The 15,423-nt window shown below is 57.3% G+C and carries 12 protein-coding genes and 7 pseudogenes; 8 read left to right on the forward strand and 11 right to left on the reverse strand.

The features are described from left to right. Positions 1-3 precede the first annotated feature (3 nt). Positions 4-581: pseudogene (locus PSH65_RS21675) on the forward strand (plasmid pRiA4b ORF-3 family protein). Positions 582-607: 26 nt separating this feature from the next. Here the strand turns inward: PSH65_RS21675 and PSH65_RS21680 are convergent. After that, positions 608-1,120: a winged helix-turn-helix domain-containing protein gene (locus PSH65_RS21680; RefSeq protein ID WP_305422266.1), complete on the reverse strand. Its 513-nt coding sequence runs from the start codon at positions 1,118-1,120 to the stop codon at positions 608-610. Between the two features lie 81 nt (positions 1,121-1,201). Further along, complete coding sequence (locus PSH65_RS21685; RefSeq protein WP_305422267.1) at positions 1,202-2,674, reverse strand: benzaldehyde dehydrogenase; 1,473 nt, start codon at positions 2,672-2,674, stop codon at positions 1,202-1,204. Between the two features lie 248 nt (positions 2,675-2,922). Between PSH65_RS21685 and PSH65_RS21690 the strand changes: the two genes are divergently transcribed. Next, positions 2,923-3,888, forward strand: a complete 966-nt coding sequence (locus PSH65_RS21690) for an AraC family transcriptional regulator (protein WP_305427034.1) — start codon at positions 2,923-2,925, stop codon at positions 3,886-3,888. 95 nt (positions 3,889-3,983) lie between these two features. On the opposite strand, the gene PSH65_RS21695 is transcribed toward PSH65_RS21690, so the two are convergent. After that, complete coding sequence (locus PSH65_RS21695; protein ID WP_305422268.1) at positions 3,984-4,367, reverse strand: helix-turn-helix domain-containing protein; 384 nt, start codon at positions 4,365-4,367, stop codon at positions 3,984-3,986. 127 nt (positions 4,368-4,494) lie between these two features. Between PSH65_RS21695 and PSH65_RS21700 the strand changes: the two genes are divergently transcribed. The 3 genes and pseudogenes from PSH65_RS21700 (at position 4,495) to PSH65_RS21715 (ending at position 7,267) form a co-directional block, all read left to right on the forward strand. Next, a complete protein-coding gene (locus PSH65_RS21700; RefSeq protein ID WP_305422269.1) occupies positions 4,495-5,256 on the forward strand; it encodes an NADPH-dependent F420 reductase in 762 nt (253 codons plus the stop codon). Positions 5,257-5,546: 290 nt separating this feature from the next. Further along, positions 5,547-5,657, forward strand: a pseudogene (locus PSH65_RS21710) (helix-turn-helix domain-containing protein); the annotation flags it as partial. A 73-nt stretch (positions 5,658-5,730) separates the two neighbouring features. Continuing rightward, positions 5,731-7,267, forward strand: a pseudogene (locus tag PSH65_RS21715) (IS3 family transposase). A 36-nt stretch (positions 7,268-7,303) separates the two neighbouring features. Here PSH65_RS21715 and PSH65_RS21720 read toward each other — a convergent pair. The 6 genes and pseudogenes from PSH65_RS21720 to PSH65_RS31925 form a co-directional block, all read right to left on the reverse strand. After that, positions 7,304-7,855: pseudogene (locus tag PSH65_RS21720) on the reverse strand (transposase); the annotation flags it as partial. Positions 7,856-8,036: 181 nt separating this feature from the next. Next, positions 8,037-8,297 carry a hypothetical protein gene (locus PSH65_RS21725; RefSeq protein ID WP_305422271.1) on the reverse strand — a complete coding sequence of 87 codons (261 nt, stop codon included), beginning with the start codon at positions 8,295-8,297 and terminating at the stop codon, positions 8,037-8,039. Beyond that, the gene (locus tag PSH65_RS21730; RefSeq protein WP_305422272.1) at positions 8,281-8,970 is read right to left on the reverse strand and encodes a hypothetical protein; all 690 of its coding nucleotides are present in this window, start codon (positions 8,968-8,970) and stop codon (positions 8,281-8,283) included. The genes PSH65_RS21725 and PSH65_RS21730 overlap by 17 nt, the downstream gene beginning before the upstream one ends. Before the next feature lie 454 nt (positions 8,971-9,424). After that, the gene (locus tag PSH65_RS21735) at positions 9,425-9,700 is read right to left on the reverse strand and encodes a hypothetical protein (protein WP_305422274.1); all 276 of its coding nucleotides are present in this window, start codon (positions 9,698-9,700) and stop codon (positions 9,425-9,427) included. Then, positions 9,684-11,138 (reverse strand): hypothetical protein, encoded by a 1,455-nt coding sequence (locus PSH65_RS21740; protein WP_305422275.1) that lies wholly within the window; start codon positions 11,136-11,138, stop codon positions 9,684-9,686. The genes PSH65_RS21735 and PSH65_RS21740 overlap by 17 nt, the downstream gene beginning before the upstream one ends. A 117-nt stretch (positions 11,139-11,255) precedes the next feature. Beyond that, positions 11,256-11,543, reverse strand: a complete 288-nt coding sequence (locus tag PSH65_RS31925; protein ID WP_348529739.1) for a type II toxin-antitoxin system RelE/ParE family toxin — start codon at positions 11,541-11,543, stop codon at positions 11,256-11,258. Between the two features lie 100 nt (positions 11,544-11,643). Here PSH65_RS31925 and PSH65_RS21750 point away from each other — a divergent pair. After that, positions 11,644-12,144: pseudogene (locus tag PSH65_RS21750) on the forward strand (transposase); the annotation flags it as partial. A gap of 117 nt (positions 12,145-12,261) precedes the next feature. Then, complete coding sequence (locus PSH65_RS21755; protein WP_305422277.1) at positions 12,262-12,498, forward strand: hypothetical protein; 237 nt, start codon at positions 12,262-12,264, stop codon at positions 12,496-12,498. A 140-nt stretch (positions 12,499-12,638) separates the two neighbouring features. On the opposite strand, the pseudogene PSH65_RS21760 reads toward PSH65_RS21755, so the two are convergent. Further along, a pseudogene (locus PSH65_RS21760) lies at positions 12,639-13,289 on the reverse strand (IS30 family transposase); the annotation flags it as partial. Positions 13,290-13,386: 97 nt separating this feature from the next. Between PSH65_RS21760 and PSH65_RS21765 the strand changes: the two are divergent. Continuing rightward, positions 13,387-13,554 (forward strand): hypothetical protein, encoded by a 168-nt coding sequence (locus PSH65_RS21765; protein WP_305422278.1) that lies wholly within the window; start codon positions 13,387-13,389, stop codon positions 13,552-13,554. Positions 13,555-14,186: 632 nt separating this feature from the next. Here the strand turns inward: PSH65_RS21765 and PSH65_RS21770 are convergent. Next, a pseudogene (locus PSH65_RS21770) lies at positions 14,187-15,388 on the reverse strand (IS91 family transposase). Between the last annotated feature and the right edge of the window lie 35 nt (positions 15,389-15,423).

The following is a 15,423-nucleotide window of genomic DNA, read 5'->3' on the forward strand; positions in this document are numbered from 1 at the left end:
TCCATGGTTAAAACTGTCCGCTTACCCAAACCCGTCCCCGACCTGTTGCTGCTGCACATTGAGCTGAAGTGGATCACTCCGACGATCTGGCGTCGGTTCGCGGTGCCTGAAAACATTACCTTGGGCAAACTGCACCATGTCATCCAGGTTGTGATGGGCTGGAGTGATAGCCATCTGCATGAGTTTGAAATTGCCGGTGAGAATTACGGCATGCCCGACCCTGATGGTTGGGGGCCGACTGTAAACCCGGAAGCCCGTAAACGCTGATCAAGGCGATGAGCGGAAAGCAGACATTTAATTATCTTTACGACTTTGGTGACAGTTGGCATCACCGTATCAAGGTCGAAAAAACGCTACCCGCCATTGCCTGTCCTCAGGTGCCGTACTGCATCGAGGGCGCCAATGCTTGCCCACCAGAAGACGTGGGTGGCGGGCCTGGTTACGAGGAGTTCCTGGAGGCGATGGCCAACCCCGATCATCCAGAGCATGACGCGATGGTTAAATGGCATGGCGATGTTTTTGATCCCGCGGTATTTGAGTGCGAGCGCGTAAATCAGTGGTTTAAACGGATTAAGGCTTGAGTTGCAAGGCGGTGTAGTTCGGACGCTTACCCTGTAATCGTAATGAAGCGGCCATGAAGAACTCGCCGACCGACAAGCTTCGGTTGCTCGGAACGATCGATGAGAGCGGCCTCGATCCTCGGCAGCCCGATGCTCAGTGGCAAATCGGGCCAGGGCAACATGGCCTGCCGTTGACCGCTGACCGTGGCTACGAACCGATAACCTCGACCCGCCACGGTTTCCACATAGGGGCAATCAACTGAAGCGCCCAACGCGCGTCGCAAGGCTGCGATTTGCGTTCGTAAACTGGATTCTTCCATGACCCGAGCGGGCCAGGCACAGGCAGTCAGTTCATCCTTTTCAATCAATTCGAAAGGACGGCGTGCCAGAGCGACCAGCAAATGCAGCGCTCGATGGTTGAGACTGACCGACCGTCCACCCTTCAGCAACAACAGGCGGTTGGGACAGAGCTCGAATTCGCCAAAAAATAGCGAATGTGCCGCAGCGCCAGCTTTTAAGGCGGTGACTTCAAGGCTGCAATCATGGGAGGAAACGTTCATTGCGCACGTCCTGTGGCCGCCCTACCTGCCTGCTGGTTTGCGCCAACGGCAGGTCAAGTAGCAGCAGCGGCCATCAATGGATTAAAACGGATACAGCGGTGCCTCGCTTTTAATCGTTACCCACTGCCAATGGGTAAACGCCTCCCAATTGGCCGCGCCGCCAATACTTGAACCGTTGCCAGACGCTCCGACCCCGCCAAAAGGGTTGATGACCTCATCGTTCACGGTTTGATCGTTAATGTGAATCATCCCGGTGTGTAAGCGCTCAGCGAGTTGCAACGCACGCCCCACATCTTTTGAGATGATGCCGGCTGATAAGCCATACTCGGTGAAGTTGCACAGTTCGACGGCTTCCTCGTCACTGTCGAACGGTGTAACAACAGCCACTGGACCAAATATTTCATGGTTGAATGACGGATTGTCCGATGTGACTTCGCTCAGCACGGTGGGCTCGAAAAACAGATCTTCGTGACTGCCTCCGATGTCCAGCCTCGCGCCTGCCGCACAGGCGTCAGCTACTATTTTGGCCACGTGATCGCGCTGCGCCACATTGATCAATGGGCCGAGATGAACATTGGCAAGCGCAGGATCGCCCATCGTCATGCCTCGCACTTTTTCCACCAGCTTCTCGATAAAAAGTGAATAGACGGTGCGCTGCACCAGAACCCTGCCAGACGCCATGCAAATTTGTCCTTGGTGCAGGAAAGCGCCCCAAGCCGCATTGGACACGGCGATGTCCAGGTCGGCGTCTTCCAGCACGATCAGCGAGTTTTTGCCGCCCAGCTCCAACGAGACCTTTTTCAAGTGCCGTCCGGCCAGCTCACCGACCTTACGGCCTGCAACCGTCGACCCTGTGAACTGAATCATTGCCACATTGGGGTCCGAGACCAGGGCCTCACCAGCTGCCGCATGCCCCGGCAGTACGTGCAGTAACCCGGCGGGAAGCCCAGCCAACTCAAAGAGCCTGGCGATGACAAAACCGCCGCTGACAGCCGTGCGGGGATCGGGTTTGAGTACCACGGCGTTGCCCAACGCCAGCGCTGGGGCCACAGCGCGCATGGCGAGACAGAGCGGGAAATTGAATGGTGAAATGACCCCTATGACGCCCAGGGGGCGACGACGCGCAAGGCTCAACTTGCCCGGCACCGAGGGGAGTATTTCGCCAACCGCTCGCGAAGGGAGTGAAGAACACTCTTGCAGCAGACGGATATTCACCGACGCCTCGAACGCGGCCTTGCCCTGGGTCGAGCCGCTTTCTCGAACCAACCAATCGGTAATTTCGTCACGATAATGCTCCGCCAGCGACGCGGCACGGCGGATCACGGCTGCTCGCACTTCGTGGTGCTGCGCTGCCCACTCTACTTGAGCCTGTCGAGCGACCGCAGCAGACTCGGTCACCCGTACCGGATCCGCCATTGCTATGCGACCGAGGGAACCGCCGGTAGCGGGCTCGAAAATGTCGGCTTGCTCTTTCCCCTTCTCCCATTGACCTGTAAACACATTGTCAGTCCACACTGCAGGGTCAAGAAGTGTGGGGGGGAGTCGATCGTTCATATGAATTCCCAGAAAGTGTGCGCTCTCACGCGGCAAGCGTTCGCGGTAAGGCTTCGATCACATCGGGCCTACCTCGCGGATGAAATCCATCTTCGGTCTGGCGCTCACTTTGGCGCTTGTCGGAGGGTGCGAAAAATTGTCAGGCAGTGCAGATTTAAGTGTTGCAGGACAATACCGGCCTCTTGATCACCAGCAGATATGACATAGTGTCTGCCGCGACGATAAAAGTGCTGACGTCGATACAGGGGATGAATCATGACAACTTCAAGTCTTGCCCCGCTCGGCGCGATCGTGCAGAGACTTTCCTCTTGAGCACGACCAAAGACGTCTTTTTCGAGAGTGTCAGGCGCGCCTATCCAACTGTGTCTGTCGAATTGCCAGACTCAAACGCTTGTGACAGTCGAATCCGAGCGCGAATGGCTGACCGTTTCCCTATCGCCCACGTGCGTACTGGAAACATCATCGTTGAGGCGTTGGCTCGAACGGCGGCCGATCAGGGTATGGGGAAGTTCTATAAACTCGTCTGGCAACTTGGTGGCAGTGCTTGGTTCGAGAACGCTGCCGGGCGCACTGAAATATGCGCGGGACAGGCGATGATCGTCCCATTCTCAAGTTCCTATCGCCTGCAGAGCGGGACGAATTACAACGCCCTTACAGTAGTTTTTGGGATTGACCAAATGCCGCGCTGGAAAGGTCTTGCTGCCGAGCTTAGCGGGCGGCCACTGATGCTCAATGATGCGTTCAACGCCGCCGCCGCGGGTCTTGGCTCGTTGTTTCACGCCAAAGGCGATGCTCGCTCGGCTTCACGAGTGGTCGAGCATGCGGTCAATTTGGTGTTTCACACGTTGCTGGACAGCCTTGATGGTACGCCGCTGGCGCCGACGCATGGAAGCGCACGTCTTGCCCGCGCGCGCGTATTGGTAGAGCAGCATCTCGATGATGGTGGTTACTCCATCTCGCAGTTTGCCGAGGCGCTAGGACTTTCACGCCGCTCGCTTTATCAGATGTTCCGCGATCACGACATGACCCCTGCGGGCTTTATCAAGCAAATCCGGCTAGAACATGCCCGACACGATGTGCTCCTTGTCGGCGTTGACGCCCCCAGCTTGACTGAAGTCGCACTGAGGAACGGCTTCAGCGATAGCGCCAGTTTCAGCAGGGCCTTCCGGAATGCCTTTGGGGTGGCGCCTAGTGTGTTGCGTGCTGCGCACTGATTTTAAGAAAAAGGGGAGCGTGGCCCGGGCAGCAAAAACCGGATACATCTGGTCCGGGCAGCAGGCAAGACACATTGACACCTTATCGCTGACAGTTACGAAGGTTTTTTGAGACCTTCGGAAATGGTGGTCTCACCGCTGGACTGTATTTCTTGCGCCCATTTTCTTAACGCTATCATCGCCGGCGCGAGTGCGTGGCCGAAATCAGTGAGTGAATACTCCACTTTAGGAGGGACCTGAGGATAAACGGTCCGTCGCACGAGCCCATCTTTCTCAAGTTGCTTGAGCTGCTGGATCAGCATTTTCTGCGTCACTCCGTATATAGCTCGCTCCAGTTGAGAAAAACGAAGATGTTCTGTGGCAAAGAGCTCGGAAAGAATGACGAGTTTCCATTTTCCCTCTAATCGTCGGAGTGCATCAATCGTAGCCTCGGTACAAATGGTGCGTTTGCCTGGATCGTTACACTGCCCGTCATTCATCGTGATTTACCTATTAGAGTGCTACTGACTTTTTAGTGCGTACTTGTGAATAGGTCGGGTGCCAATCATATTAAACGCTACGAGCTGCTTGACGGTAGCGTTTAGATTTTTCTCACGGGAAGTAACCATGAAAATCGGCATCATCGGCGCAGGCCAAATCGGATCGACCTTGGCACGCAAATTCAGCCAAGTGGGGCATACGGTAAAGCTAGCGAACTCTCGGAGCCCCTCCTCACTCAAAGAAGTCGCCTCCGAAGTCGGTGCGACTGCCGTGACCGCCGCCGATGCGGTAAAGGACGTGGACGTCGTGATTGTCGCGATTCCTACGAAAGCAATTGTCTGTCTCGAAAGCTTGTTCGATGGCGTTCCCAAAAACGTAGTAATCATCGATACATGCAACTACTATCCATTCAGGGATGGGAAAATTGATCTCCTTGAACAAGGTACCCTCGAAAGCCTTTGGGTTTGTGAGCAACTTGGACGGCCCGTAGTGAAAGCGTTTAACACGATAAGCTTTCAGAGTCTTACGACCGAAGGGCTACCTCCGGGCACTGACGGACGGATCGCTCTGCCGGTCGGTGGCGACGACGAGCAAGCCAAGGCGCTCGTTTTTGGGCTTGTCGACGCTGCAGGATTTGATGTTGTTGATGCGGGCGGTCTGTGCGACTCCTGGCGCCAGCAACCTGGAACAGCAGTTTATTGCACAGACTACGATGCAAACGGCGTCCGCGATGCGCTCTCCCGTGCCGACAGAAACCATTCGGTAGAAAGGCGGGACCTGGCTTCGGCAAAATTCTTTGAACTACCCGCAGATACTGACGTTAATGAAATTGTTCCTCTTATTCGTGCGATAACCCGTTCAATTTTCGATCCGCAACACAACAAATAAGACGCCAGCCTCCTTTGGACGCAGACAAATGGGGGCCGCACTTTACCGGATGCTGCTCCGTTCACGGACATGGACAGCGTTGCCGTCAATGCTCAACCATGCATTGACTGCCTCGATGCTGTCATCGGACCGCATTCCAGCCCAACGGTTGAGAATAAGCAGGTTGGTTATAAAGTCGTATTGAGTTTTTAGCACCTGAATTCATAGAATAAGTGAAACGCTTGAAACGAGAGGCAGAGAGCCCGCCACTGGTAGAATCCAGGCTCTCACACCAAAGGATTCAAGCGCAGATGACCACGCCTTACCGGCAGCTGACTCAGGGCCAACGTTACCAGATTGAGGCTGGCCTGAGGGCCAAAGAGAGCCAAGCCAGCATTGCTAAACAGGTGGGCGTGCATCCCCCCGGTGTCAGGATAGTTGTCGCCTCTCCGAATTTTCCTGAAAATGCATATCGGGGGCGGAAAGAGACTGTTCGTGCCGTACTATTCACCTGAACGCAAAGCTGCATTGCTCAAGATGTTGCTTCCCCCGTTGAACCTGACGATGGCCGAGGTAGCTCGGCGCGAAGGGGTCAGCGATATGTCGCTGTCCAACTGGCGCAAACAGGCCAGATCCGAAGGGAATGTAGTGTCCGAAACCAAGCCGTCACCCCAGAACTGGTCAGCCGAAACCAAGTTCGCTGTCGTCCTTGAAGCCGCTGGTTTGTCCGAGATCGACTTGGGCGAGTATTGCCGACGCAAAGGACTTTACCCCGAGCAGATCGTTGCGTGGCGGCAAGCGTTTATCAGTGGCCAGAAGTCTGAAAAATCCCAGCAAAAAGACGACCGCGAACAAGCGCGTAAAGACAAGAAACGCATCCAGAAACTTGAGCGTGAACTGCGCCGCAAAGACAAGGCGCTGGCTGAGACCGCCGCGTTGTTGGTGCTGCGAAAAAAGCTCAACGATTACTGGGGGATCGACAGCGAGGACAACTGACCTCTTTGCCGGAACGGCAGTTGCTGGTGGCTTGGTTGATCGAAGCGATCTTGGCCGGGGCTCGAAGAATCAAGGCGTGCCGGGAGGTGGGGCTGTCGCTCAGAACCTTGCAACGGTGGAGTGAGACTCAGGAAATTCAAGCCGATGCCCGTACGACCACCGTGCGGCCTACGCCGCGTAATGCCTTGAGCGCGATCGAACGCCAAGCGATCGTGGCGCTGTGTAACAGCTCTGAGTACGCCCATTTGCCACCGAGTCAGATCGTGCAGCTTCTGGCTGACCAACAGCGTTATCTGGCGTCGGAGTCGACGTTTTATCGCGTCCTACGTGCGACGGGCCAGCAACAGCATCGAGGCCGGAGCCAGCGACCCCGGCGCTACGTAGCACCGACAACGCACGCCGCACAAACCCCGAACCAGGTGTGGTCGTGGGACATCACATATTTGCCGTCGCCAGTACGCGGCAAGTATTACTACCTGTATTTGATCGAAGATATTTACAGCCGCAAGGCCGTGGGCTGGGAGGTCTACGAAGAAGACCGCGGTACTGCTGCAACGCAGCGTGATCGGTGAGCAGTGTTTGCACGAACCGCTGGTGCTGCACTCGGACAACGGCGCACCGATGAAATCGGTGACGCTGTTGAGCAAGATGTACGACCTGGGCATCACGCCGTCCCGTGGCCGACCGCGAGTGAGCAACGACAATCCGTACTCGGAGTGCTGTTTAGAACGCTGAAATATTGCCCCAATGGCCGCAGGCAGGCTTCGCCAGCCTGGATGCCGCACGGGTCGGGGTGAGGGATTTTATGCGCTGGTACAACAACGAGCACCGGCATAGCCGGATCCGCTTCGTCACGCCGTCAGAGCGCCATCGCGGGTTGGATCATCAGATCCTGGCTCGACGGCATGAGCTGTACGAACGAGCCTGGGAGAAGAGCTCGGAACGCTGGTCAGGTCAGACGCGAAACTGGGCGCCAATAGGAACGGTGATGCTGAACCCGGATCGGGAGTATCAGGACGAGAAAAGAGCAGCATAGTTGGACGGTTGACGCGACTTTTACCACGACGGTCAGCTCCCTTTCAGGGTTCAGATACATCGTCCCGATCGGGTTCCAGTTACGCGTTTCACCCGACCACCGCTCCGGCCTTCTTTCTTGGGCAAGCCCATAGATCGCGTCCCGGCGCGCCAAGATTTCTTTGTCTTTCCCGTCGTGGCGTTGAGCCGGGGTTACGAATCGGATTCGGCTGTGACGATGCACGGTGTTGTACCAGGTCATAAAATTCCTCACCCAGATACGCGCATCATCCACGCTGGTAAATCCATCGTGCGGCCATTGAGGGCAGTACTTGAGTGTTCTGAACAGTGATTCCGAGTACGGGTTGTCGTTGCTCACCCGTGGTCGACCGCGCGATGGCGTGATGCCCAAGTCATACATTTTGGTCAGCAGCGTCACCGACTTCATCGGCGCACCGTTGTCCGAGTGCAACACCAGAGGCTGACGCCAGCATTTTTCAAGCGTGACGCTTCTCTGTAGTAACGCTGCGGCTTTTTCGCCGCTCTCGGCTTCGTAGACTTCCCAGCCCACGGCCTTGCGGCTGTAGATATCCTCGATCAAATAGATGTAGCGGCTCGCGTTTGAAAACACGCTGGCTCGCATACATCGGCATTTCCGGCTCACATTAACTGCAACCAGCCAAAGCCGCCGGCTCACATTAATTGCAAATGAGCTTGCATTCCACGGCGCGGGCTCGCATTGCATTGCGACGGGCTCACGCTATCTGCAAATGACGGATGGCGGTTTTGCCTCACAGTGGAATGCCGGCCGCGAGCATCTTGTCGCGCAACTCGCTCGCCCGTTCGGGGTCCAGCGTATTGTTGAACAGCGACTTGAATTCGTGCGCTTTGGCATGGAACAGTTCAAGGGGTTTGGGGCGCAATGGAACCGAACCAACGTAAGCCCTACCACCTCCGCTCAGAACCTTGTTCTCAGGCAGCCGCGTCAATAACGTAATTGCGCATCTCGGCCTCTTGACGGTATCGGCCTGCCCCTCAACGAAGATAGTCACGAACCTTCGAATCTTGATAACCCTTGACCAGCTCGGCGATTGCCCGGGCCTTGCCCAACCCGTCGGGCAGGCCGAGGGCGGCCGTGACCAGCGCCTTCCTCTGGTCCGTTTCGAGCGCCGCCAGCCCGGCGCCCAACCCGGCGATTGCCCGGGTCTTGCCCAACCCTCCGGGCAGGTCGAGGGCGGCCCTGACCAGCGCCTCCTGCTGCGACCGTTCGAGCGCCGCCAGCCCGGCGCCCAACCCAGCGATTGCCACGGCCTTGTACAACTCGCCGGGCAGGTCGAGGGCGGCCCTGACCAGCGCCTCCTGCTGCGTCGGGTCGAGCGCCGCCAGCCCGGCGCCCAACCCGGCGATTGCCTCAGCCTTGTACAACCCGTCGGGCAGGCCGAGAGCGGCCGTGACCAGCGCCTTCCGCTGGTCCGTGTCGAGCGCCTCCAGCCCAGCGCCCAACCCGGCGATTGCCTCGGCCTTGTCGGCGTCGGGCAGGCGGAGGGCGGCTGTGACCAGCGCCTGGCGCTGTTTAAGCCCCATCAACGCCAGCATGTGGTTATTCATCTGGTGAATTGGTATCTGGGTTATGAGGCGATCGAAGTGGGGTAGCATTTGCTTCAGAAAAAGGTAATGCGCATTGACCGACGGATATACCGCTTTGTTTAAAAATTTGCTGCTCAACTTGATGGCGCGTATCCCCACGGCCGTATCACCCGCTGAGCCACCGGCTAAGTAACTGATAATATGCTGTACCAACTCCAGGGGAAGACGCTCTAATCCGCTCTTGCCCGGTGGGGCTGATGCTTCAATGGCGCTGCGACACAATGAGATCTTGTCTCCAGGCTTGCCCCCCGGGATCAGCGCACCTGTCTCATTCCTACGATCGATACGATTCTCGGATGACGCTGGTGTCGCTGTCGTTAGAGTCGAAATGAGGGCCGGTATCGCGTCAGGCACAACCGCGGGTGGCTGCGGGCTGGTGGAAGAAATACGCGTTGGCATCGGTTATAGAGTCCTTACGGTACCGTTGACGGCCATGAACACCGAGGCCGGGGGCGTGTATCCGTGGGTTGACTCACGGCCTTGAGTCGAGAGTCTTGAGTGGTCTGAGAGCGATTCGGTTCCGCCTGACCTGTTAAAGCGGAATCGACAGACGCATGCGCTTCAGAAACTCGCTGATCTGAACGTTGCCATGGGGCAAGTCCGGCATCAGCGCCTTGAAGTCATACGATGGGTTCTGCTGCGCATAATCCAGCGCCTGAAGAATGCCGGCCAGCTCATCCGGGGTGTATTCCTGAGTCAGCCGTTCGGTTTGCGCGGGTGACAACCCAGGGAAAACCTCCGGCTGGGCGATGTCGTAAAGCATGCTCATGGGAATGCGCAAAAAATTAAGATTAACTGAGGTCTTCATCAACGAAGATTCCTGATACGTTTTGATCGGCCAATTGTTGCACAACTTGATTCAGTTGCTCGAGGGTTGGCCGATAGTGACCGCTTTTTCTGGAAATGGCAGTGATGACACCGTTTTCAATACCGATGTCCCCCGCCGCCGCGACCGGTTGGCCGGCGAAAAAGCTGGAGTGGTGAAATTTGCCTCGGGTTTGCTCATTCGAGATGTAGATCAAACCCTGTGCATCCATGACAAAAATCGCCCGGCCCTTGTTGACCTTGAACGCCGTCGATGCCTGACGGGTTTCAAAAGGCTTGCCGTCGGCATCGAAAACTTTGCCATCGCGAATGGTCACTTTGAAACGGGCGCGATCCTGCATGTTCAAGTACGTGACCGAGGTACCGAATACTTCGTCCCTTTCCTCACCGTAGAATTGCGAATTCATGGGCTGCAAATTACTGAATTTTGCCGCTTCCGACGAGCTGACACCGAACACGGTGGCAGGCGACATAAAGAGCATACGCGCCTCCATGGCGCTGTTCGGCTCACCCGCTCTCGGACGCACGGCGGATGCACCTGGCCGTAATGCCGAGGGGAGCTGCATGCGTATAGCGGAAAACTCATCTGTGCCCATCTGGGGTGGCTCAGTGGTCCGGCGTAGGTTCACCCGCTGCTGCTGGGGCGGTACGGTTTCGGCACGAAGCTTTTCTATCAGTTGTTGAACTGATATTTTGGCCGGACGAGTTGCTAATGGCTCTGCTGAAATATGGCCACCCAGAAAGCTCGTCGACTTCAAGTCAGACAGGCGCGTTGCCTGGGGCATTGGCTCTGAGACAGCTCGAGGATGGTTCGTCAGTTGTCGCGGCCCTCGCGGCGCCAGTCGGGGCGGCAATGGAAGCGCTCCATTGTCGGGCACGGATTGCGTCGGCGTCTGGCTGCCAACCACTGCGCTCGCCCTCAAGCTGGGGTGAGACGATGCCTGGAACGCCAGTTGTGTCGCAATGAGAGGGTTGCGTATGAGTTGGCGCGATCCAAGTGGCGCCTGGCGAGGCATCGATGGAGGTTGCGGCTCATGCCCAGGCGCAGCCCCCCAATGGCTCTTACGGCCGGCATCGTCTTCCATGTCCACGCTGACAAGGTCCAGGCCCTGGTGCTCGCCCGCCTTGAAGTTGAGCTGGGGCCGACATGTCACCCCCCGATCCGAAAACGCCGGAGTGCCAAAAACAGCGGCACCGCGAGAGGCCATCTGGAACATCTTGCCATTCTTGATATCGGCAACGATACGCCCGCCAATGGAAGCACTGGCTTGGCCCAACCATCGCAACGACAGGGCATTGACCTTGTGATCCGTTCCAGCAATCGCAAACTGGTGCACCGCATCGATGCCGGAGGCCACGACATTGCCCGAGAGTCCGCTGATATGTAGGCTGTCCATCAAACCACCTTCTTTCTTGACCACAGTGGGTGGTTTCAGACGCCATCAGGTTCCACTTTCTCGACCACATAACCTTATTATGGTCAGCCGCATAACCCCCAGCCCTAGGTGTAGCGGCTCGCGTTTATCCTGTTTTTCGGCTCAGATTATCTGCAAATGACGGACTGGTTTAGCTATCTCGTAGCGCATCTCGTAATGACCGACCTGAATTCGCCGCACATCACGAGGCTCGAACTCTTCCAGACGTTCGCCAATGCGTGGGTTCGCCAGCAGCGTGGTTGGTGTAGCCGTCAGTTGCTGCTTGTCGATGCGTTTGAGGTCGGACGGAGAGATGTCGAACTGCCAGCAATCGTGCTGCCGTGCGTTTCCAAGCTGAGCGCTGTCACTGACAATATGAACTTGATCCGGGCATGGCCGGCGACCATGCAATTCTGTTGTGGGGCCTGTTCGACAATGAGTTGTACGCCGAATATGAGGGCGAGCGCTTCGGCCCCTACTATCCGGTAAACGGCCTATTCCGCTGCGCCGCTACCCGAAAGCCGTCGTTCAGCTGTGCATCGTGCACATGGTGCGCGACAGCTTGAACTTCGTGTCGTGGAAGCGGCAGAAGGAAGTCGCGGCTGATCTCAAGCTGATTTACACCTCGACCACCGCCGAGCTGGCTGAGCAACGGCTCTGCGAATTTGAAGCCAAATGGGACGCCGAGTACCGATCGATCAGCCTGTCGTGGCGTCGAAACTGGGCACGGGTGATCCCGTTTTTTGATTATCCAGCCGAGATCCGCAAGGTGATTTACACCACCAATGCCATCGAATCGATCAACATGATCCTGCGCAAAGTGATCAAAACCCGTGCGTCATTTCCGACTGACGAGGCGGTGATGAAGCTTTTTTACCTAGCGCTGAACAACATCAGCAAGAAGTGGACAATGCCGATCCGGGACTGGAAAGCGGCCTTGAATCGCTTCAGTATCCAGTTCGAAGATCGCCTGTTGTCGGTTTTACAGAAATCCCGTTTACACAAAATCTGAGACACCCTCCACGGACCAATTTGCAGCCGTAGGCTGCCCTCTTGAGGGCGATCGCGGCAGCGACGGCAGCGGCTGGCTGATCTTTCATGTCGAGGAAGGCGACTGGAGGCAACTCGAATGAGCGCGCGCGACGGGCATGACAAACACGACCCGTTGGCGGCGCTGAACCTGCCGTACGCGGTGCAGGTGCAGGCGCTGAAACGGCTGGGCGCCATCGCCCAGGCCAGCACCGCGGCCGAGCTATTCCGCGCGGCGGATCTGGCCGAGGGCTTCGGCCTGGGCCTCGAAACCGTGAAGGCGCTGAAATCGGGGAGTCAGGAAGGGCTGTACCTGGCGTTTGAGCATGCGGCGTAGTTGTAGCGACCTGCATTCATAAACACGCCGACCTGCAATCATCGCGTTTTTCGACCGGAATTAATTGCGTCTATCCGGCCCGCAAACCGGGATTAATTGCGAATGAACCTGGGCGGTTGCAGGAGCTGAGTGCAACACGGTTATTGGATTGAAGTGGGCGCATCGTGCCGCATAGCCATGGCCTTTTGCATCACCTCACTCATCATTTCGATCGGACATTTGAAATCGAAGCGTTTACGGGGGCGCATATTCAGTTGCAAGGCAATGGCATCCAGTTCTTCCTGGCTGTGTCCCGACAAGTCCGTGCCCTTGGGCAGGTACTGGCGGATCAGGCCATTGATGTTTTCGTTACTGCCGCGCTGCCAGGGGCTGTGCGGGTCGCAGAAGTAAATCGCGATGCCGGTTTTCTGGGTGATCTCGGCGTGTCGCGCCATCTCCCGGCCCTGGTCGTAGGTCATGCTCTTGCGCATTGCCAGCGGCATGCCATTGAGCGCTGCACTGAAGCCCTCCATCGCCGAGGTTGCCGTCGCATCATTCATCTTCACCAGCATCAGGTAGCCACTGGTGCGCTCCACCAACGTGCCTACGGACGAGGCGTTGGCCTTACCCTTGATCAGGTCGCCTTCCCAATGCCCCGGCATCAGACGGTCGTCAATCTCCGGCGGACGCACATGGATGCTGACCATCTCGGGAATCTGGCCGCGCCGATCCACGCCACCAGAGCGCGGCCTGCGTGTTGTCTTGCTTTGGCGCAGACAGATGATCAGCTCCTTACGCAGCTCTTGTTCCGGTTTAAGATTGGGTAGCAGGAGGATGTAGACGATGTCTTGGGCAGATGCAGCGGCGCCGATCGTCGCAGAAGTGATTCGTAGCGTTGGCCGCAGCGACATGAAGGCGTTGCGTAAGGCTTTGACCGAGGCCTACCCATGGGGCGAACGTGAAAACACTCCGTACAAAGCTTGGCTGGCAGAGATTCGCCGCCAATTGGGCCATCCGCTGAACGCACCTAAGACAGATCCTGCGGACAAGCAAACAGACATGTTTTACCAGCGCTAACCAAAGAAGCCATGAACAAGCCCGCCCCAAAACATCTCGACGCACTGGGCGGGCTGTACGCGGCGGCTATCGTCTATCTCGTCCTCGTCAACTGCGGGTGCTGCCCTGGCGCCCTGGAGGGGCCGTTGTACGCCATGATGAGTGCCCCGGTCTGCTAATTACTCTGGCTGTTGTTACTCAACTACTGAGTGACGCCGGTATGACCCGTCGGCCTCGCTTTCTAGCGACGGTTCGGCTGCTAAGCCGTCCCAGATCACGACTTAGCCTCTTCAAATGCGCCCTGTGCTCGCCTGATGGCACGACCTCCAGTTTGGCAATGCCGGCGATGTACTTTTGAAAAAGCCTGTCAATTAAGACCCCGAAATCACGACGCATTGTTGCTTCGTGGTAACGGACATAAAACTCATGATCGTGATGATGCTCACCAAGTGTCCCATCGTGATGTGCGTACATGTATAGGAAATTCAATAATTCCTAACCAGGGTCATGAGCTGAAAAGGCATCATCGAAACTTTTCCAACGTGGCGTCGATGTCAGGGAAAAATGTTTTTTCACCCATCGCCCGCGTCGAAAAAGGGGCCGAAAGCGACTTTTCTCTACCTTTTCCAGATTTCGGACGCACCTTTCCCGCATCAAGCCCGCACATACCTCATCCGCGCGATCGCGTGGGCATGGGTAACCAGCCCCTTCACTGTCAGCCCACTGATCGCCGCCGTGTACACCATCCGCGCGCCGCACAGCACGCAGCTGAACGGATCGACATTTAAAAACGCTTTCGCCATCTGTGCGAAATACAGCTTTGGCGTCGGCCCCGGCTTTGCCATCTTCAGGGCTTCGTATACCTGCGGCAGGTATTTCCCACACACCCGGTTGGCCAGAAAGCCGAAATAGCGGATCATCCGGAAATGCTTTTCCGGGATGTGCTGCACCCGGCGCCGCATGTGGCTCAGCGACTCCTGCTGATAGGTCTGCGTGCGGTGATCCAGGTAGGTGAAGCTCAGCGTCGCGCCCGATGTGTAATGCGCCAGGCGACTGCCCGAGATCGGAGGCTTCTTCAGGTAACGGCCCAGGTAAATTCACCGTCTTTCGCCCGTTTTCCGTCTTCTTCGACCGGTAGATATGCCAGTGTTGGCCGCCCGCAGTGAGCACCAGGCGGCGCCAGTCGCTTTCGCAGGTGATGTGCGCTAATTCCGGCGGCAACACGAGCTGGCCCCATTGCTCCAAGAGGTAGTTGCGCACATTCCACATCCAGCGCCGGCGCATCGCCTTTTCATGAAACGCCAGGTTTTTCCAGACGCCCTGCTCATCCAGGCCACCGGCGGTCGCCGAGAGGTGCACATGGGGACTCCAGTTGAGCCGCCGACCGTAGGTGTGGAGCGCGCCAAACAGCCCGATGCGCAAACCTCGCCGCCTGGCGGCGTACAACAGGTTGTCCGCCGCCAGGCGGCACAGCGCATCGAGCAGAGCACGGTTGTGAAAGAACACCGGCCACAGCGTGTCGGGCAGCGTAAACACCAGGTGGTACCAGGCGCAGTCGGGCAAGCGGTTGTGTTGGACGGCGATCCACTGATCGGTGGCTTTTTTGCCGCACGAAGGACAGGCCCGGCAGTGGCGGGTGTTGCACCGGTATTTGACGTGCGGGCAGTGCCCATTGCCGCAGGTGCAGTGCTTCACGCCCAGGATCGAGGTGCCGCTGGCCAGCATTTTGCTCACCGATTCCGCTTCGATGGCGTAGACCGCTGCCCTCCAGCAACCCTGCCCAGCCGCCGTTGGCCGTGAACAGGTTTTTCAAAGGGCGGGGTTTGAAGCCAGCGGACCGGCTGGAACGGGCTATGGAGTGGTGTCGAGCGGTTAGGACAGTGCCCCTCA

Origin of the sequence: Pseudomonas sp. FP603, assembly GCF_030687415.1 — a bacterium.
In the GTDB taxonomy this organism is placed as follows: domain Bacteria; phylum Pseudomonadota; class Gammaproteobacteria; order Pseudomonadales; family Pseudomonadaceae; genus Aquipseudomonas; species Aquipseudomonas wuhanensis.